This window comes from Brevibacillus sp. MS2.2, assembly GCF_013284345.1.
GTDB classification, from domain to species: domain Bacteria; phylum Bacillota; class Bacilli; order Brevibacillales; family Brevibacillaceae; genus Brevibacillus; species Brevibacillus brevis_C.
In genome coordinates, this window is record NZ_JABSUZ010000015.1 from 70038 (window position 1) to 92112 (window position 22075).

At 46.2% G+C, this 22075-nt stretch carries 9 protein-coding genes; 6 read left to right on the top strand and 3 right to left on the bottom strand.

Translation table 11 applies throughout. The annotated features are described in order from the left end of the window. Positions 1–170: 170 nt before the first annotated feature. The gene (locus HP568_RS15540) at positions 171–2492 is read left to right on the top strand and encodes a S9 family peptidase (RefSeq protein ID WP_173629537.1); all 2322 of its coding nucleotides are present in this window, start codon (positions 171–173) and stop codon (positions 2490–2492) included. Between the two features lie 119 nt (positions 2493–2611). Here the strand turns inward: HP568_RS15540 and HP568_RS15545 are convergent, their stop codons facing one another. The 3 genes from HP568_RS15545 to HP568_RS15555 all read right to left on the bottom strand — a co-directional run bounded on the left by HP568_RS15545 (position 2612) and on the right by HP568_RS15555 (position 4709). Next, positions 2612–2887: a hypothetical protein gene (locus tag HP568_RS15545; protein ID WP_173629538.1), complete on the bottom strand. Its 276-nt coding sequence runs from the start codon at positions 2885–2887 to the stop codon at positions 2612–2614. A 59-nt stretch (positions 2888–2946) separates the two neighbouring features. Then, on the bottom strand, positions 2947–3363 hold the full coding sequence (locus HP568_RS15550) for a hypothetical protein (RefSeq protein WP_233220522.1): 417 nt from the start codon (positions 3361–3363) through the stop codon (positions 2947–2949). 272 nt (positions 3364–3635) lie between these two features. Beyond that, on the bottom strand, positions 3636–4709 hold the full coding sequence (locus HP568_RS15555; RefSeq protein ID WP_173629539.1) for an RDD family protein: 1074 nt from the start codon (positions 4707–4709) through the stop codon (positions 3636–3638). Between the two features lie 136 nt (positions 4710–4845). Here HP568_RS15555 and HP568_RS15560 point away from each other — a divergent pair, with 136 nt between their 5' ends. From HP568_RS15560 to HP568_RS29820, 5 genes are all read left to right on the top strand, one after another. Further along, complete coding sequence (locus tag HP568_RS15560) at positions 4846–5964, top strand: hypothetical protein (protein WP_048034916.1); 1119 nt, start codon at positions 4846–4848, stop codon at positions 5962–5964. 241 nt (positions 5965–6205) lie between these two features. Further along, positions 6206–8776, top strand: coding sequence for a winged helix-turn-helix domain-containing protein (locus tag HP568_RS30115; RefSeq protein ID WP_173629540.1), 2571 nt, complete (start codon positions 6206–6208; stop codon positions 8774–8776). A 191-nt stretch (positions 8777–8967) separates the two neighbouring features. Continuing rightward, on the top strand, positions 8968–13935 hold the full coding sequence (locus tag HP568_RS15570) for an Ig-like domain-containing protein (protein ID WP_173629541.1): 4968 nt from the start codon (positions 8968–8970) through the stop codon (positions 13933–13935). A gap of 1022 nt (positions 13936–14957) precedes the next feature. After that, positions 14958–20705, top strand: a complete 5748-nt coding sequence (locus HP568_RS15575; protein ID WP_254551259.1) for a non-ribosomal peptide synthetase — start codon at positions 14958–14960, stop codon at positions 20703–20705. Next, positions 20698–22074 carry a condensation domain-containing protein gene (locus HP568_RS29820; RefSeq protein WP_309142224.1) on the top strand — a complete coding sequence of 459 codons (1377 nt, stop codon included), beginning with the start codon at positions 20698–20700 and terminating at the stop codon, positions 22072–22074. Before HP568_RS15575 ends, HP568_RS29820 begins: the two co-directional genes overlap by 8 nt. The last annotated feature ends 1 nt before the right edge of the window (position 22075 follow it).

Sequence of the window (22075 nt, forward strand, 5' to 3'; positions counted from 1 at the left end):
TGTTCTTTTTTGAAAAAAATTCACTTGTTCGGTGCTAAAAAAGTAAATTCGGTGATATATTATCTCGCTTTTTACATATGCATGTAACAAATGGATAATTAAGGGAATTTCTTGTTTGGAAATGTGAAGCACATGATTCTTGTATCTCACTTTGAAAGAGGGGGATTCAAATGGAGAATGTTGTCACATGGGAACAGTATGAGAGGGCACAACGCCTGCATCCTGCCAATTATTACGACGCAGTATTCAATGCTTTTCTCAGGCCAAACTGGATCAGCGGGAATCGGTTTTGGTACATCCGAGAAATCCGGTTGGAAAAGGGTACTGGCAGGCAGTATGTGATCGTGGATGCTGAACAGAATACGAGTCAACCAGCATTCGATCACGCCCGATTAGCCGTCTGTTTGTCAGGAAGGGCAGGAGAAACATATAGTGCAGAAACATTGCCACTTGGGGAACTTTTGTTTACCGATAATGGATCGTCATTCCAGTTTGAGGTTGGCGGTACTGTTTGGAACTGTGATTTACAGGAATACAGCTGTAAGCGCATAGATAAAGTTGATAAGCCGTCGATGGATGAATTGCCGTCTCCAGATGGAAAGTGGGTGGCGTTCGTATATGATCACAATTTGTATGTTCGGTCACTCGAAACCGGAAAGCGTTTCAGGCTGACTCGCGACGGCAAGGCATACTATGATTACGGAACCCAGCCTGAATGTCGGCTCTCGACCGTGGCGGAGAGATTGGCAAACATGAAGCTTCCTCCCGTAGCGATTTGGTCACCCGATTCCAAGATGCTGTTGACCCATCGGCTTGATCAAAGAAAGGTGCGCAATTTGCATCTGATTCAATCGGTTCCGAAAGGAGAAGAAGTCAGACCGGTTCTGCACTCGTACCGTTATCCACTGGTTGGCGATCCACACGTACCGCTGGCAGAGCTGGTCGTCTGTGATTTGGAAAGGCGAACCACAGTCCAGATTGAAAGCGAGCCTTTACTGGCATGTCCAGTCTCACCCCTCACTCCGGGGATGCAAATGGCAGGATGGTCAGCCGACAGTAAACAGATATATTTCGCCCGGATGTCCCGTGATGCCCGCTCTGTCGATTTTTCCGTAGCTGATCCTTGCTCCGGTGAGGTTTGCACGCTACTGCGGGAAGAAAGCGATACGTTTTTGAACCAAGACCTGCATAATCTCGGAGCTGCTAATCCGAATATTCGGTTATTGGCCGATGGTTCGTTTATCTGGCACTCGGAGCGTGATGGGTGGAGCCACCTCTACCATTGCGATGGCAAAACGGGAGAGATTCGCAATCCGATCACATCGGGGTCCTGGACGGTACGAAAATTGATGGCAGTGGACGAGCAGCAGGGATGGGTGTACATCACTGGAGGGGGGCTAGAAGAGGGGCGCGATCCTTATTATCAACACCTGTATCGCGTTCGCCTGGATGGAACCGGTTTGTCGTTGCTGACGCCAGAAGATGCAGAGCATGATATTGTGTTTTCTCCCACTATGAAGTATTTCGTCGATACGTTTTCGCGAGTTGATTTGCCGCCTGTTTCTGTTCTTCGCTCGGTAGATGGCAGCCTGATTCGCGAATTGGAGTACGCTGATGTGGAGATGCTGCTCGAGATGGGGTACCAATTTCCAGAAAGGATTACTGTCAAAGCACGAGACGGTGTAACCGATCTTTATGGGTTGATGCTGCGTCCATTCCCGTTTGATCCTTCACGCAAGTATCCGGTCGTCGATTACATTTACGGGGGGCCACAAATCATCAATACGCCGAAAGCTTTCGCGCTTGATCCCGGCCGAAGCCATGATCCGCTGGGTGGTGGACAATCATTAGCGCAGTTGGGGTTTATCGTTTTGATCCTAGATGGACTGGGAACACCATATCGTTCTAAAGCGTTCCATGACATTTCAAACGGAAAATTGGAGGAAGCAGGAGGTTTGCTTGACCATGTGACAGCGATAAGGCAATTGGCAGAGCGCTACCCGTATGTGGATGTTGATCGGGTAGGCATTTGGGGATCGTCAGGGGGAGGCTACGCTTCGACAAGGGCCATGCTCTCATTTCCTGAGTTTTACAAGGCTGCGGTTTCCGCGTGCGGTAATCATGATCAACGGCTGTATATATCAGCATGGGGAGAACGCTATCAAGGTCTGTATGATCCGGACTTGTACAGGGATCAAGACAATGCACGTCTGGCAGCCAATCTGACAGGAAAGCTCTTACTGGTGAGCGGAGATATGGATGAAAATGTGCATCCTTCCCAAACGATTCGAATGGCAGATGCATTGATTAAAGCGGATAAAGATGTAGACATGTTGATTTTGCCCAACCGACATCACGGCTTTTCATTGGAACCGTACTTTATTCGCAGGAAATGGGATTACTTTGTAAGGCACTTGATGAGAGCAGAACCTCCGTGGGGGAATCAAATAGCCAGCAAAAAGGTTAGTGATAAAGAGCAGATAGAGAAGTAGTGTGTGTGAGGAAAGAAAACAGTGAACTGCGAAGAGGAGCCCTAAGAAGAGCTCCTCTTTTTAACCTATGCAGCGTCGCAAAAATAAAAGAGGTTCTACAAAAGTAGAACCTCCGTCCATTACCAGCCTCTTTGAGGAGGGGTCTGGATATGATTCGTTTCTTGATCGATGGTGCGGGCCATTTCTTTGATTTTGGCCAGTCCATCATCAATCTGGCGCTTATTCGCTGCAATGCGATTCGCTAACGATATTAATTGGCTAGATTGTGGTGGGTAGGGTGCATTTGCCAGGGTAAGCAGCTCTTGTTGAGCGCCGTCAAGGTTAATCGCTGCATTGGCTACCATATCCACTGCAAAGGAAATTTTGTCAGCGAGATGGTCAACCTTATTTGCCACGTGATTCGTATGCTGATTACCCCAACCGTTCGAATTGTTTATGTACGACATTCGATCACCTACTTTTGGACTTTGTCAGTGATGCTATCGATTTCTTTTACTTTTTGTGCAATTTTATCCGTATGTCCATCAATGGCGTCTGTCAGCTTGTCAACGTCCTTCACGTTCTTTTGAACCTCAGCCAGGTTGTTCAACGTATTTTTTACTTTACCCGTAATACCATCTGCAATGGTACCAACAAGCACCTTGATGTGATCAGGAGCATTTTGACCAACCTGAGCCACGAGACTTTCGATCAGTGGTTGAATTTCACCCAACGTTGTTTGTGCATTGATCAGCTCACGAGAGCAAGAATTCAATTCGTTGTCAATTTTATCGGAGTCGCGGTCAATTTCTGCCTGGATATCTTTAATATCTCCAAGAACCTTGTCGATTTGATTTCCGAGCTCTCGGACTGTTCCTTTCCCCATAAACATGTACATGCACCTCTCAAGAAATATTTATAGTAACTCTTAAGGATTAAGAGCGCTACCCTGAACTGAAAATTAACACTTATCGGAATAAACATTCTAGAAAAAAATGGTTCCTGTATTACTTTAACATTATATGTAAGGAAGGACTACCCTTCAATTATACATATAAACCACTTTTTTCAATCGTTATATTGTCCTGTATACAAATAGGCATAGAGTCCCTACTTTTTCCAAGGGAAAAGCCACCTATTGAAGGTGGCTTCTGTATTCTCTCGCTATTTTACCTCGCGGAAGCTTGCACTGACCTTTTGCAGCTCTTGCTTGAGGGACTCAAATCTTTTTTCTTCTGTCCAAGCCATGATTTGATGAAAATGTGTAGGCGTTTCGACCAATGTCACAATATAAGCGACCTTAATGCCGTCTATTTCGCCTTTGGCATTGAATTGGATGGCCACCTGGTTGTCAACTACAGTACGAATCTGTTTATCAACGGATACATTTTCTACAGCCTCTTGAAGGTTTGCTTCAATGACTTGGGCATAATCCTGAAGTGTGAATGAACTGTCTAGATCCTGTTTCGATTCTGACAGTACCAGTACATACTTTTCGCTAAAACGATTGGAGATTTCTATATCCGCTTCATCGTGAAGGGCTGAATCCTTACTCCAATCCGAAGGGGCTGTTATTTGAAACTTTTTATCCTTGCTATAGAATAATTCTTCGGTAGGCGTTCTTGATGCGAGATCGACTATCCCAAAAATCATCCCAATGATGGATAAAACAGCTACGATAGAGAAGACAACAGCGAGTACGGTTGTTTGCTTTTTGCTGACGTTGTTCAGATCCTTTACTTTAACGACGTATGTATTCGCTGCTAGATCGCCTAAGCGTTGTCTTTTGTCGGAAGCCAACACACTGATACCGGCTGGTAACCCGCCTAGAAGAAATACATTTGCTTCGAATAGACGAATGAGGGAGCGAAGAAATGATTTCCATAACCCCGGTGGCCGTCCTTCCGCATTGACAGCAATGATGCGGAAAGTAAATTTTCCGATCGTATATCCGGTAAGTCCTTCTAACAGTACATAATAAGAACATAGGATAATGGCGGCTAGGATGAAGAAGTAGAGACCGTTTGCGTCTTTATCAATGGAAACTCCAAGTGAGAGCAATCCGATTAGAAAACAAGCGAGGAGAATATGATCAAGAACATGGGCTCCCCATCTCGTGAAAAAAATCGTCGCCCTGTCATACGATTTCGATAAATCTCCCATGTTTTTTGGTGGCTCTTGCTGGGCATGAGGAGAAAACTCTGTCGGTACCAATGGTGATGGCGGTTGTTGCTCCAATTTTGTGCACCTCCTGAAAAATGTAAACATATTACATTTAACCACTTTGAAAATTGTATTGTCAATTGTAGACGATTAGAATGGGAAAAGATGAGTAAGGCGCTGCCGTCCCATTCCGAGGAGAGGAGAATCAAATATGGAAATCCACCAAATACCCGAGCAATTGCCATTGATCAAACATTCCAAAGACCTCTGGGGCTCTTTTGCCTATAGCAAGTGTAAGGATGCATACGGTTATGACAAGAACGGGCTGAAAAGATACGCGTTGATCGTTCAGCTTCAATACGATCAGACTGTGACAGAAGCAGACAAAGAATTCCTGCACTATTTGATGAGACAAGAGATTGAGATGCATAAGTCTCATCCGTATCAGGGATTACATGAATCCATGGACATCGTGGCTTTTTTGTTGGCGAAGTGTAAGGATGTTAACCATATCCCACTGTTTGAGCAGGCAAAATTAAGCAATTTTGATACCTACTATGGCTTTGACACCGAATATATCATTTCGGCGGGGATTGAAGAGGCGATCACGTATATCGAAGAGAACGCTCTGTATCGAATCAGCTCTTTCTTTCAGGATAAGAAAGAGGAGCTGGAAACGATGTATACGGCTGAACATATGGAGCGATGGTTTCAATCCAAGGCTAGGATTTACCCAGCCAAGCGCGAGGATGAGTCCTTGATAACGTTAATGGACAGAGCAAGCGATTTCGGTAACATGGCAGAAGCCAAGAAATTACTGGAGAAGCTAGAAGAGCAGTTGGGCTCTGACAAAAAGAATTATTCTCTGCTGTATCATCAGGCAAAACGATTGGAAGAGTACGACAAGGCACTTCACTATCTCACACAGAATTTCCCGGAACAGGAAGATTCGTTTGACAAAGTATCGCACTGGTTAAAAATAGCCGAAATCCATTTACTCAAGCAGGACTGGGTCCAGGCTTTTGCCAGCGTCAAGCAGTGCGAGCCAGAGCTCAAGCTCTTTACTTCCTGGAGAAGTGCTGGTTTGGGTAGAAGTTTGAGCGAAACCTTGTTGGATATCAGCTTGAAGGCAAGGGACAGCGACGAGGTTTTGGCTAGAGAAGCGTACCGCTGGGCTGACCAGATGTTGAAATCGACAAACAACTCGAACAGTAATGTTTTGAGGAAGGCGCACCAGTGTGCCAAGGTGCTGCAACTCAAGCAGGATAAAAGGCTGTACAGTAAAAAAGTCGCGATAGAAGCCAGACGAATCAACAGAATGTTTAGATGACTGAAAGTAAACCCGACAACTGTGATAGTCGGGTTTTTCTCTGTCTGGATGCAACGTTCATAAAAAAATTACCCACTCAGAGACTACTTTGCTGTATCTTTAATCTGAGCAATATTTCCTATCTTTCTATGAACTCTTTTTCCCCGTTAGCCAACCTCATTGCGCTTCAGGACATCGATAGCAAGGCTACTTTCCATGTTTCCTTCATGAATGTCATTTTACTTCTAGGCAGGAGATGCGTATGGATTTATTAACGTACAGTCCACTTATCGCAACCAAGCTTCATGTTCCGAAGTATGGTTCGGACTTGTTGCTTCGGCATCAGATATTGAAAGAAATCGATGACGCGGGCGCAGCAAGATTGATTCTCGTGTGCGCGCCAGCCGGTTTCGGAAAAACGACAGCAGTCAGTCAATGGACGCAAAATTCTGGCAAACCGACCGGTTGGATCTCCCTGGATGAATCCGATAATGATCCCGTGCGCTTTTGGCGATATTTTGCCAGGGCAATTGATTCGGCGCAGGAAGGCTTGGGCAAAGAATCCTCCTCGGTGCTCCACCCGCAGTACACGGCTTCTGCTGAGCAGTTGATGTCCGTGTTACTCGAAGAAATTGCGGGGTTTGAACGTGATTTTTATCTGGTATTGGACGACTACCATCTCATAAAGGAGCCTTCCATTCATGAAGGACTGCAGACTCTGATCCAGCATGCTTCCTTATATATGCATGTCGTCCTGATTACGCGGGAGGAACCTCCTTTTGCCCTACACCGTCTACGCGTTCGGAAACAGTTGAAGCAACTGGGCTCAGACACTCTTCGGTTCAATGAGGAGGAGTGCAGACGCTTATTCCAGGAGCAACTGGGTCTAAGTCTGTCAGATCAAGACATTGGCTCGCTAAGCAAACGAACGGAGGGATGGGTGGCCGGTTTGCAGTTAGCAGCCTTGTCCATGCAAGGAAAGCCCGAAGCGTCAAAGATCATTCATCAATTTTCCGGTAACGACAAGTATGTCGGGGAATATTTGACGGAAGAAGTATTGAAACGACTGCCAGAAAAGGTGCAGATGTTTTTATTGAAAACGTCTATACTGCCGCGGCTGACAGGAGATCTATGCGCAGCCGTTACCGGAGAGCCGGACGCTCACGACATCCTTCGCATGCTCGAGAGAACGAATTCATTTGTCATCGCGCTGGACGGGGTAAATGAGTGGTATCGTTATCACCATTTGTTCGCAGAACTTTTGCTCTCCCATGTAAGGAAAACCTATAACGAACTGCTTCCTGCCCTACATATCTCTGCAAGCTGTTGGTTCGAAAGTCACGGATGGGTAATGGAGGCGACTGAGCATGCGTTTCTCGGAAAAGATTGGACCCGGGCGAGCCGTTTAATCGTCGCACATGCGCCGTGGATGTTGAAACAGTACGAAAATATAACACTGCGCAGATGGATGAAATACTTTGAGAAGTCCTGGTTGGAATGCAACCCCGAGCTGTGCATTGCTTTTGCTTGGCTGCATGCTGTATCCAACGAAATTGATCAGGCGGAAATCCTCCTTCAATTGGCTGACGAAGCTACACGGGCCAATCATGGGGGCTTTGACGACTGTCGAGTAGAAATGTGTGTGCTCCGGGGATATATCGAAGTGATGCGGGGAAATGTAGACCTTTCCCTCAAATATATGGAAGAATCGGTTCAAATGAAGCCAAAATTCAGCCGCTACTTCATCGTCGGTATCGAGCTGAATTCGGATGAGCCGTACGTGCTGCGTAGTCGTGTGGCTTTGAGCGGGTATTTGTCCAACGTGAATGAATTCTATCCAAAACTGAGGGCGATCTGGAAGCACAGTGGTCTTGGCATATTAGCCTACGGTTCCATCGTGATGGCTGAGCTTTATTATGAGAAAAATGATTGTGAGCAGTTAAAATATTTCGTACCGCGAGCAATCCAGTTAGGCACCATCTCCTTGAATTTCGGCGTATTGGTCCCTGTGTATCTGACTTTGGCCCGATGGAGAAAAGCAGAGCATCGTAACGACGAGATGTGGCTGGCCATGGAGGAAATTACATTGCTATGCCGCCAGCACGATGCGCCTCCCCATTGGATGTCTTTTGTAGAAACATTCCGCGTCCGATTATGGATCGAAGAAAATCGACGGGAAGAAATAGAAAAATGGGCTGAGCCCTACACGAAAATGAATGTCGATATTGTCGCTTCCCGACATGAATTTGAGCGAATGACGTTGGCTCGGGTATACATCTATTTAAAAAACGACAGTGCGGCCATCATGCTGCTCACCAGTCTAAAGCACGAGGCGGAAATAAAGGATCGGCTCGGGAGTCAGATTGAAGCTTTTCTACTGCTCAGCCAAGCTTTCATGATCCAAAAACAGCATCATGAAGCGATGGAGTGTATGCGCATGGCGGTGATATTAGCCGCACCAGAAGGCTATGTACGCACTTTTTTGGATGAAGGCCCTGGCGTCGCCAAAATGCTCTATTCGCTCTATAAAAGCAAAAACGTATCCAAGCAAGAGATGGCTTATCTTTCGATGCTGCTCAAAAGCGTGGAGAAGGAATTTCCTACGCTTGATATTCAAATCCGGGTATCACCTGCATTGGAAAAATTGACGGAAAGAGAGTCGGAAGTGCTGGCACTGATCGGTGAAGGGTTATCCAATTCGGAGATTGCGGACAAGCTGCATCTCACACTGGGGACGGTAAAAGGGCATGTGCATCAAATTTTTAGCAAGCTCCAGGTGAAAAATCGTGCACAAGCGATTGTTAGATTAAGAGAGAGCGAGATCGACCATTAGAATCAACCCCCGCTTATACGGTGGGGTTTTTTGTTGGGAAGAAAATAATCAAGAAAAGACATAACTTTAGTTAGTATTTTTTGTAAAAGACTGTTGTTAACATAATTTTGTTTCACCTAGATGTTTTGCTAGGGGAGTGTGTCGACAGTAGGGGGAGTTGAAATGAAGAAGAAAGGAGGACAACATTATTCATGAAAAGAATAATCGCTCGTTTGTTGGTATTCACTTTGCTGTTCGCAATTGTCCAACCTGTGTTTCTTCAAGAAAAAGTGAAAGCAGCCGATCTTCCCGTTGTGATTAGGGTAGAGGCAGACAAGTTCGTGGATGCGTTTGGTGCCTATCCTGATGGCCTGAATTACCAAGGAATTCCGAACGCGTTGATCGTCGGCTATGCCCGAGACTCTGGTGGGGACTATGGGGCTGCGAATACTGCCCTGCGTTTTGACCTGAGCGGCGTGCAAAGTGAGAGGAAAATTCAGTCTGCTGCCCTGAAAATTTATGTGCATAAGGTAGAAGCAACAGGCGGAGATATGCCCTTTATTGATCTATGGGGCTCGTCTGATGACAATTGGAACGATGATTTCACGACGACGCTACCTACGCATCATGAAAAAATCATAACAAATGAGTTTATCCCCAGTAATTTCACAGGATGGAAATCGTTTGATGTAACCAGCTTTGTCAAGACCAATATTTCAGACAAAAAAGCTACCTTTGTTTTAAGAGGAAGACAAACCGCACCACCTGTCCCCGTTTTGTATCAGCCTCAAATCATTTTCTACGACAAAAGAAATTTTAGCTACGCTTCTCAGCTAGAAATCACTTATGCTCCTAACTCGTCGCCAACGGATATCCTCTTATCGTCCAATTCGATTCCTGAAAACAATCAAATAGGAGCGGTAGTTGGTACGCTTTCGGCAGTAGATCCTGATCAAGGAGACACCGTTACGTTTAGTATTCAAGACACTACGGTGCCATTTGCTGTTGAGGGAAATCAACTGAAGGCGACGGAAACGTTTGATTTTGAAACGAAGTCGGCTTACTCTGTGCCGATAACCGCAACAGACTCGGCTGGCAATACATTCGCCAAGGTGATGACCATTCAGGTGACGGATGAAAATGAACCACCTACGACAGCGACGGTTACGATCAATGGCGGTGCTGCCGTTACGAATTCCTCCAATGTGACGCTCACCATGACCCATGATGACCCAGACGCTGCCAAGCCCGAGTACCGTTTGACGAACGTGCAAGGCGGTCCTTGGAGCGAATGGAAGTCGCTTGCGACACCTGTACCGTGGACCCTTACGACTGACGAAGGGACCAAAACAGTCTTCATGGAGCTGCGTGACGGAACAGGAGCTGTCCTTCAAGCGCAGGATAGCATTGTGCTGGATATAACACCACCGACAGGGACCATCGAGATCAATAACGGGAACGTAGCCACTTCATCAGAAAAGGTAGAGCTTACCATTCAGGGGAGTGATGCGAACGGCCCGGTAGATCTGATGTTGTCGAATGATAATATCTTTACAGGCAGTTGGATACCCGTCCCAGCCAACAACAAGCTGGAATGGAACTTGGCTAATGGAGACGGACAAAAAACAGTCTATGCGAGGTTCCGTGATGGTGCAGGGAATTTGTATTATACATCTGGTACCATCATGTTAGATAAAACGCCACCTGTTGTGACGGGGGTTGCGAATGGCAGCTTCTACACGGCAGATGTCACACCTGTCTTCGACGATGGCACAGCAACATTGAATGGTGCACCTTTTGCCAGCGGCACAAAGGTGAGTGTGGAGGGCAAGTATACGCTGGTAGTGACGGATGCGGCGGGGAATACGGCTACGATAACCTTTACCCTGGATAAAACCGCGCCTACAGGAACTCTTGCGATCAATAACGGAGCCACCCATACGAACAACCAGGATGTCACTTTGCAAATCGATGCCACTGACGTTTCCAGCAAGGTGAAAATGAAGCTGTCCAACGATAACATCAGTTGGAGTGCGCTAGAGAATGTGGCGACCACCAAGACTTGGAAGCTAACAAATGGGGATGGACAGAAAACGGTCTATCTACAGTTGATCGACGAAGCTGGCAACCCCCATGATTTACAGGCATCGATTACACTCGACACGGTTGCACCTGTAGTCACAGGGGTAGAGAACAACAAGCTGTACAATCAGAGTATTACGATCAGCTTCAACGAAGGAAAGGCGATCTTGAACGGAAAGCCGATAGCTGACGGAGAAATCGTCAATGATGATGGTGCTTATACGCTGATTGTCACTGATGAAGCGGGCAATACAGCGACGCTTGCATTTTCGATTGATCAAACGAAGCCGTCAGGCAGTCTCAAGATCAATGGTGACGCCAATTATACCAATTCACTTGCAACCACATTACAAATTGCCGTTACCGATTTCAGCAATGAACTACAGATGCGCTTTTCCCATGATACGAGTGATCCAGCCAATTGGACTTCCTGGGAAACGCTGACCACGACAAAGGCGTGGAACTTGCCGACTGGGGACGGAACTAAGTCGGTTTACATGGAAGTAAAGGACAAAGCAGGGAATATTGCCAGCTTTACCGATGAGATCACACTCGATATGACCATCCCTACGGGTGCTTTTGAGATCAATCAAGGTCAGTTGTATACCAACACGAGCAAAGTTACGTTGAGTGTGGAGTCGGCTGATGCCCATGGTGTGGAAATGCGCTTGTCCAATGACAACCTGACGTGGAGCGATTGGAAAGCGGCACCATCAAAAGGCGACGTTCCATGGGAGCTGAGCAGTGCTGATGGAACCAAAACGGTCTATCTTGAGCTGAAAGACCCGGCCGGAAACCAATTGGCTCTTCAAAAGCAAATCACGCTGGATTCCTCTGGACCCGTTGTCACAGGAGTCACTCAGGATGGTGTCTATGCCAGCGACGTAACGATTACCTTCAGCGAGGGAACAGCATTGCTGAACGGCAATCCGTTTACGAGCGGTTCTGTCGTCAGCGCGGAAGGATCGTATGAGTTGGTCGTCACAGATGATGCACAAAATCGCACGACGATTCGTTTCACACTGGATAAAACACCACCGGCTGGAACGTTCAGCATCGATAACGGAGCTGAATTTGCGAAAACAGAAGAGGTTACGCTGCAACTCACTGCGTCCGGAAATCCAGACGACATCGAGATGGCTATCTCTAACGTAGATGACAATTCGGGTACGTGGGAGCGATTCACAGCGTCCAAAGCATGGAAGCTGGCTGATGGCAGTACAAACGGCATCAAAACGGTCTATGTCAAGCTGCGGGACAAGGCGGGGAACGTCACAAAGCTAAGCGATACGATTGAACTCGATGTGGTGGCGCCGACTGGTTCTATCACGATCAATAACGGAGACAGCTACACCAAGTCCCGTGATGTTACGCTCGCCATCACAGCGAACGACAGTACCAGCGATGTACAAATCCGCTTCGCAAATGGTGACAACGACTGGAGCGATTGGGAGGCAGTAACTGCGACCAAAGCATGGCAGTTGAAGTCCGGTGATGGAACCAAGACTGTCGAAATGCAGATCACAGACAGGGCAGGGCACATTACAACCGTTTCCGATACGATCGAGCTGGATGCAGATGTGCCCGTTGTTACAGGAGTCGAGGACAAAGGGATTTACAAAGATGACGTGACAATCACATTCAACGAAGGAACTGCGACGCTGAATAGTGCTCCGTTTGCAAGTGGCGACCAGGTAACCAGTGAAGGCAAGCATGAACTGCGGGTCGTCGATGCTTCCGGAAACGAAATCAAGATCACGTTTACCTTGGATAAGACAGCACCAACGGGAACATTCGTCATTAACAATGATGATCGTCTAACCTACTCCACCAGCGTGAGACTGCATGTTACTGCCACGGACAATTTGGGAGATGTAGAGATGTGCATCTCCAATGACCAAGGCAAGTGGAGCAGCTGGGAAAAAGTGACGGGGACGGTACCGTGGAACTTGACGTATGGCAATGGGATGAAAAAAGTTCTGATTCAGCTTCGCGACCAGGCAGGAAACTCCGTCGAACTGGATGATTCCATTGAGCTATATGTGCCAAATGTGCCGAATCCACCAATAGGAGAGCCGGTCACCGGAGTTGAGTTGGAGGAAGAGGAGTTAACGCTGCGTGTTGGCGATACAGAAAGCCTTCGTGCCACTGTAAAACCAGAGAATGCAACAAATAAACGAGTCAAGTGGGAAAGCAGCGACTCTGAGATCGTCGAGGTAGATGAGGAAGGCAAGATCACGGCAGTAGCTTCTGGGACTGCGACGATTACAGTAACGACCGTAGACGGGAACAAAACCGATTCGGTGGAAGTAACTGTTAAGGAAATAGCCACCTTCCAGTTGGAAACAAACGAACCGTCCTTCTGGATGAAGCCAAGGGGAACCACGACCCTGCGCCTTTATAAAGTAGAAGGCAAAAAACGCAAAGACATCACGCGAGACAAAAATGTTGAGTACGACACGGAAAACGGGTTGGTTACCGTCAAGCAGGGCCGTATTACGGCAGGCAAAGAAGAGGGAGAAGACATCGTTACCGTACGCTATATGGGCGAGGAACTGGAGATTCCGGTGACGGTTTCTAAGAAAACCATTCGTTCGTTGACGACTTCCTTCAAGGATTTGGTTTTGGAGATCGATGAGGAGAAGCAGCTAACGCTGACAGCCGTCTTCAGTGATAAGAACACCGAAGAGGTGACAGAAAAAGCAGCTTGGTTCTCAAGCGACGAAGAGGTCATCGAAGTAACAAAAGAGGGAAAAGTGACAGCGCTGGCTGAAGGGAAGGCTGTCATTACTGCGAAATTTGGCGGTAAAAAGGTAACCAATCGTGTGCTCGTCGTAGAGGAAAAGAAAGTGAAAGATTTGCGAGCATCGCGCTCTTCGCTGCGCTTGAAGGCAGACAAGACTGGAGAGATCGTCCTGTATGCGGTCTATGAAAAAAGATACGAGGAGATCGTCACCAAGGATGCCGAATGGACAGTGGAAGATCCTGAGATTGCGACTGTAGAAAATGGTGTCGTAACCGCTCTGGAATCTGGTAAAACAACGATTACAGTAGAATACGGCGGCGAGACCATAACGATTAACATTACGGTCTGGTAAACGAAAAGGGGCTGTTCGATCAACTGTAGAGCGCAGCCCCTTTTCCATTCTGTTTAAAAGGTGAAGAAATATGGAAAATGCACTCATTGCTTTTGCAAGTAGCATCTTGATTGGGGCCATTTTTTTTGGGATCTTATGGTGGGAAGGCTCGTGGTTCAGTCTTCGGTTTACGAAGTGGTACTTTGGTATTTTGTTGGCAGTGTCGTTGGGCGTAGGTGTGTATAACTTTTCCTAGAAATGTCTGAGACATTTTTCCTTTCTTGGCGTTAGGTGAGCTGTGAAACGAACCTAGCACAGGGAGAAGAAATGTCTTATATTTTTTATGTGCAAAAATTTCCTAATTATAGTTTCCGGTTGAGCAAAGACGACTCAATATCATCGTATTTGACATAAAATTCAGACATGATATAATATCCTTAAATGACAAAAGATTACAATTCATACTTGATATGGGTAATTCTCTGCGATTCATTCCTAACCAACTCCTTTGCATTTCAACAAGTTTCCCTCCTTTCATAGAGTCAGTAGCTAGTTTAGCAACTCTGATTCGAAAGAACCATTTCTCATGATCAAGTGCAGTGTCCTGCATTGGTTTGATTACACATAACAACATCCTCACTCTACACTCCATCTCCCATCATAGCAATCCAATCAACTAGTGTATAAAGCGCTAATCATTCAACTCCCACATGAAATCTATATTCCAATTCACCTAAAAAGAAGAGTCACCCCGCGGCGAGATTACAGTCGTGGGCTAGAATTGTCGATTCATCAAACTGTCATTCTTGGTATTCTTCCAATTGCATACTCCACTAGCGTGTCAGCACTGACAAAGACCGATTATCAGACGCTGGCCTGATTATTTCATATGCTGTGCGATGAAGCCACTCATTGATTCCTTTGCAGACAATTGCTGAGAGGAGGGGAGGTGTCGTGTTGATTAATCAGAACAGGTGAGGATCTTCGCTCGTTTTGGAGATTCCCATCATTACCAAACGCGAAAAGGGAGGATGACCATGTCCATGGAAGATCAAAAGAACCATTGGCTGTCAGAATTAGCTGGAGAAGCTCCATTGCTACAGCTTCCGCTAGATATCTCCAGGCATCACCATACTGGATATGCGGGCGAGACTCAAACGATTGATCTTTCAGATACGGTGAGCAAGCAAGCCATACAGGTGGGGATACAAGAAAAGGCCGATCTGTTTACAGTACTCTTAGCTGCCTATCACAGTTATCTTTACAGGTATACGGGTCAAAAGGATATTCGGGTTGGTGCGGTGACAGACTCTGCGTTTTGGATAAATCGAGTCCTTGTTGATGGAGCTATGAATTTTAAACAGCTACTTACCGAGGGCAAGGATAAAGCAGAGAAGGGACAGATGCTCGCAAGTCTTTCAGCAGCCACGCCATTATTTCATACCTTATTGAGAGTAAGAAAAGCTGGAAATGTAGTCACGATAGACAAGCTTTCTATCGAGTACGACGAGTCAACTGTAGACTTGCGTGTGGATGTTGAAGAGGCAGACGTCTTGCGCATATCTTTCTCCTACAATGCCAGGTTGTTTACACAAGAAACCATCCGAAGAATGCTGGAGAACTTTTGTAACTGGATGGAACAGGTTGTAACGAATAGGGAAACACCTGTCGATCAATTGCGATTGATCACCAAAAGTCAGGAAAGAGAATTGCTAGACGAGTGGTGCAGGAATGACGAGGCTTTTGAGCTTCCTGATACTATTTTAGCTGCCTTTGATTGCCAAGCTAATCGTCATCCAGAGGCCATCGCACTCGTTTTCCGGCAAGAGGAAGTCACCTACAGGGAATTGGATATACGCTCGAATCAATTGGCCCATCATCTTAGAAAGATAGGTGTTACAAGTGAGACGCTCGTTGGCATATGCCTGGAGCGCTCCATTGAAATGATCGTGAGCATCTTGGGCGTGTTGAAAGCAGGAGGCGCTTATGTCCCGATGGACCCTGCTTATCCTGTTCAAAGACTGCGCTATATGATAGAAGATGCAGAATTGCCAATCGTCATCGCGGATGAAGCATCTGTCGCAAGAATACCTGACGGAATAAAAACTATTAATTTATCTGATGATTCTGAAATAATCTCGAATGAAAGCATGGAAAAGCCTGAAAACCAAGTGAATGGTAACGATCTGGCCTATGTAATCTATACCTCGGGCTCGACTGGCAATCCGAAAGGGGTCATGATTGAACATCGCTCCATCATGAATTTTCTTCAAACACTGGAGAAGCGTAGTGAACTGACGAATACAGACAGAATCTTGCAGAAAACGTCTATTTCTTTTGATGCGTCTGTCTGGGAGCTCTATTGGTGGATGGTGAAAGGTGCGAGCTTGTACATCCTCCCTAACGGCGAAGAGAAAGACCCTGCCCTGCTGGTAAAAGCAGTGGAGAGATATAACATTACCCATCTTGAGTTTGTGCCATCCATGTTAAAAGTAGTCTTGGATTATATCGAGAATGATCGTACGTCTTCTGCCCTATCCTCTCTGAAATATGTCACTGCCGGTGGGGAAGTGCTTCCACCTCAAGTTGCCCGGAAATTTACGCATCTGCTGACTATTCCTCATGGGACAATCTTATATAACACCTATGGTCCAACGGAAACGACCGTCGAAGTTGCCAGCTACAAATGTATGCCTGAGGATCATCGCTCTTTGATCCCCATTGGAAAGCCAAACTGTCAGACACAATTGTACGTATTCAATGAGCATTTACAAATCCAACCCGTCGGAGTGGCTGGCGAGCTCTATATCGGTGGAACAGGTGTAGCAAGAGGGTATTTAAACCGTCCTGCATTAACCGAAGAGCGTTTCATTGCCAATCCTTATCGTCCAGAAGCAGATTCGCGATTGTATCGAACGGGAGATTTGGCTCGGTATGCAGCCGACGGTAATCTGGAGTATCTTGGTCGCAATGACAATCAGGTCAAGGTGAGAGGATACCGGATTGAGCTTGAGGAAATTCAAACGATTTTAAGCACTCATCCATCTATTGAGCAAACCATTATAGTGGCCCAAAAGGATTCCTATGAAAATAACAAGCTTATCGCCTATGTGATAGGGTCTGGAAGCATAACGGAATGGCGTGATTATTTGAAGGCTCAGCTTCCGGAGTATATGGTTCCAGCGTATTTTGTGAAAATGGATGTTTTCCCGCTTATGCCCAGCGGAAAAATTGATATAAAGTCACTGCCAGAGGTAGGAAATAGCCGACCGCATATTTCAGCAGAATATAAAAAACCGGAAACAGAACTGGAAATGCAGCTCTTGGGCATTTGGAAGGATTTGTTTGGATATGAGGAGATTGGTGTAGAGGATAATTTCTTTGAATTAGGCGGACATTCGCTGTTAGGGACGCAGGTTGTAGCAAGAATCCGCGCAGTCTTCAAAAAAGAACTCCCGTTGTCTACCCTGTTTCAATATCCGACAATCCGAAGTATCGTGCCAGTCATCAATGCCGCAGAGGATACATACTCGATGGATGCGTTTCCTGCCATTAGCAGGGCATCACGAGACAGAGATTTGCCGCTTTCTTATTCGCAGGAGAGAGTGTGGTTTTTAGAACAGTTAAGCTCCAATAATTTGGCTTATATCTTTCAGGCAACCATGAAAGTGCAAGGGATGCTAGAAATCCCCATCTTGAATCAATGTTTTACCGAGATTGTACGCAGACATGAAATATTTCGAACCGTTTTTCTTGAGAAAAATGGGCGGCCGTATCAGGTTATTTATGAACCATTCGATGTGAAATTGCCCGTTATTGATGTTTCTTATGTACCTGAGAGTGATCGTGCACGTGAAGTGCAGAGATTGATTCGAGCAGAGATCAAGAAGCCGATCGATATTTCGCAACTGCCATTGGCGAGATGGCTGGTTTACAAGATCTCAGATAGGGAATCGGTCATTCTGTTTGTAGAGCATCATCTGATTCATGATGGATGGTCGTTCCGAAAATTCCTGAAAGAACTTTTTACGCTGTACAGTGCGTATCTGGAGAATAAACCATCTCCACTCGCGGAATTGCAGATTCAATTCGCAGATTATTGCGTGTGGCAGAACGAGATGTTTAAACGAGGCAAGGAAAATAAGCAGTTAACATACTGGAAGAATCTGTTGAACGGAGCCAACGGGATTCTCGAACTGCCAACCGACAGGCCACGCCCGGTCAATCAAACATTTAACGGGAACATGTTCACCCATTTAATACCGGAAGAATTGTATCTTCAATTGCGTGATTACTGCATGAAAACAAACACGACCTTATTCATGGTCATGATGGCTGCCTTTCAGACATTGCTGCATCGGTATTCGAATCAGGAAGATATTATCGTAGGTTCGGGTATCGCGAATCGGCGCTGGAAAGACACCGAAGACTTGATCGGGATGTTTGTGAACAATATTGTGATTCGGACGCAGTTTACCGATCAGATGACGTTTCAGGATGTTTTGCAAGCAGTCAAAACGTCAGCATTGGAAGCCTATGAGAATCAAGAAATTCCATTCGATCAGGTAGTCGATGCGTTAAAACTGAAGCGCGATCAAAGCCGGAACCCTGTATTCCAGGTCATGTTTAGCTTCCAAGACACGAAAGTTACCCATTTACCTGTATCCGATTTGGATATTCAACTCACCGAAGGCATTAGCAACGGATCGGCAAAATTTGATATTAACGTGGTAGTGACGAACCACTCTGAGCTCTCCGATTCTCTATTAACGAAGGAGGAATACGGGAGTATCAGCTTGGATTGGGAATACAATACGGATTTGTATGACGAATCTACCATGCGTCGCATGATTGAGCACTATATCCAATTGCTGAAAAGTGTTCTTACCCACAGTGACCAAACGCTCCATTCCATGCCAATGTTGACCGTCTCTGAGCAGAATCAAATACTTCAGAAGTGGAATGACACTTCTGTTGCGTTTGCGGATCAGAAAACCATTCATCAAATTTTCGAGGAGCAAGCTGAACGGACACCAGAGCAAATCGCGGTCATATTTGAAAACGAACAGTGGACTTATCGGCAAATCAACCATCGTGCCAACTTCCTGGCAAGAAAATTGCGAAACTTGGGAGTGAAACCGGATACATTAGTCGGGTTAATGATGGAACGTTCACCTGACATGATGATTGGTATCCTTGGCATTTTAAAAGCTGGTGGGGCTTATATGCCGATGGACACGATGGCACCGAAAGAAAGACTGTCCTATATTCTTCAGGATAGTGATACGAAAGTAGTCGTCATGCAAGAGAAATTCAGGACAGCGATCGATTTCAATGGTCCGGTTCTGTACGTTGGTGAGAATATGCCTGAGCAAGAAGTAGAATGTGACAATCTTGAACCAGTTGCTCACTCGACAAATTTGGCTTATGTCATCTACACCTCAGGCTCGACGGGAGCACCAAAAGGCGTCATGATTGAACATCGCTCTGTCGTCAATCGCATGAACTGGATGGTTCATCGCTATCCTATGGGCGAACACGACACGATCATGCAAAAAACTCCCTATTGCTTTGATGTTTCGGTAACCGAATTGGTTTTATGGTTTTTCACCGGCAGCAAGCTATGTTTTCTCGCTCCTTATGCTGAAAAAGACCCGGAGCTGATTATAAAAACGGTCGCCAAACACCAGATCACCTATATTCACTTTGTTCCATCAATGCTCAGCATCTTTTTAGACCATCTGGAAAGCAACGATTGTGCGGAAGAAATCAAAAGCTTACAGCGCGTGTATACGACTGGGGAGGCTTTGACTACGGAACAGGTTCAACGTTTTCATCGATTGATTCAGCAGCGGAATCAAACGACTCTCCACAATCTGTATGGTCCGACGGAAACGACCATTGAAGTGACCTACTATGATTGTCACGCGGACAGTACGGTCATTCCCATTGGGAGACCGATTGATAATACGCAGGCTTATATCATCAACAAAGAATGTCACTTGCAGCCCGTTGGCGTCATGGGAGAGTTGGTGATTGGGGGCGTAGGGCTTGCTCGAGGGTATGTAGGAAAGCCGGCGCTGACAGCAGAGCGTTTTATCCCGAATCCATATGGTCGTTTATCGGCAGAAAAAATGTACAGGACAGGAGATTATGCGCGGTGGATGCCAGACGGCAATATTGAGTATATTGGCCGAATGGACAACCAAGTGAAGATTCGCGGGTATCGAATTGAATTGGGAGAGATCGAAGCGCTCATGAGGAAGCAGCCAGGCGCAGGGGAAGTCGCTGTGATTGCCCAAGAATTTGAGCCGGGAGATAAACGGTTAATCGCCTATTACAGTGGTACCGCATCGGTCGAAGAGTATAAGCTCCTTCTGCAGAAACAGCTGCCACCTTACATGATTCCTTCGTATTTTGTGCAGGTGGAGAAAATGCCGCTCACATCAAGTGGCAAATTGGATCGCAAAGCCTTGCCGCTACCCGACAGCCATACGGTAAGCCATCACTATTCAGCTCCTCGCAACACAACAGAGGAATTACTAGCACTCATATGGAGCGACATTTTGCGCATCGACCAAATTGGCGTATCTGATTCGTTCTTTGATTTGGGAGGCCATTCTCTATTAGCGACGCAGGCCGCCTCGCGCATACGAGAAGTGTTCGGTCAGCATCTCCCTCTGCGAGATATTTTCGAATGCCCGACCATCGAGAGCCTGGCCAAGCGGATATCCGAATGGCGTCTAGGCGCAAAAAGCGGCTCAATTGCCCGCATTGCACCAAGTGGATAGGACGAAACCGCTTCCGCTATCCTTTGGGCAGCAGCGGCTATGGTTTTTTGACCAACTGGAGCCTGGGAGCAACGTCTACAACATTCCGTATGTATGGCGTTTAAGCGGCGCTTGGGACGTTAGCGGATTGGAAAAAGGCTTTAACCGATTGATTGAACGTCATGAAATGCTTCGTACGGTATTCGCAAAACAAAATGATACCGCTGTACAGCTCGTCAAGCCTTATCAACCGATATCGTTGCCTGTCATTGATCTCAGCCATCTCTCTATGGAAGAAGGGGACAGGCACGTCACTCATCATATTCAACGGAATGCTGAGCGCGTATTTGACTTGAGTCAAGGACCGCTGATTGAAGCGGAGCTGATTAAAAAGAATGAGTCGGAGTATGTTCTTTTGTGTACCGTTCATCACATTGTTTTCGATGGTTGGTCAGAGGATATTTTGGTAGACGAGTGGATGGCTTTCTATGAAGAAGCAGTCAGTGGCACGCCAGCCGATCTACCGCCAATGGCTATTCAATACGGGGATTATGCAGTGTGGCTGAGGGATTGGTTAACGGATGAGACTGTAAACGAGCAGCTGGTGTATTGGAAAAATGAGCTGGCGGGTGACCTTCCCGTGTTGCAGTTGCCATTCGATCATCCACGGCCAGTCATTCAAAGCTATAGAGGGGATATGCAGCATATACAAGTGGAGCCTGCCTTATTAGCGAAAGTAAAAGCATTCAGCAGACAGGAAGGGACAACGCTGTTCATGACCTTACTGGCAGCTTACCAAGGCTTCCTTTCCAGATATACCGGACAAACAGACATTTTGGTCGGCAGTCCGGTCGCCAATCGGAATCGCAAAGAAATGGAAGGATTGATCGGGTTCTTTGTAAACACGCTTGTTTACCGGGTGAATGTAGAAGAAGGGCCGAGCTTCAGGCAATTGGTCGCCCAAGTCAAGGAAAAAGCATTGCGTGGACAAGAGAATCAGGACGTACCGTTCGAAAAAATAGTAGAAGCCCTTCAACCAGAACGAAATACAAGCTACTCTCCTGTTTTCCAAACGATTTTTACAATGAATACTCATCTGCGAAATGTAAAGGAATGGCCGAATCGAAAAGTTGAGCCTGTGACGCTTGCCATCAAAGTTGCCAAATTTGACTTGTCTATTTCAATCGAAGTGATAAATGAGCACTCTGTATTGATTTCGTTTGGATACAATGCGGATTTGTTTGAGTATGCCACCATACAACGAATGATCGGGCATTTTGTGAATTGGCTTGAACAAGTGACGGCATATCCTGACGAGAGCATAGAAAACTTGCGGCTCATTACCGAGGATGAAGAAAAACAATTGCTGGAACTATGGAAGAGCAATTAGG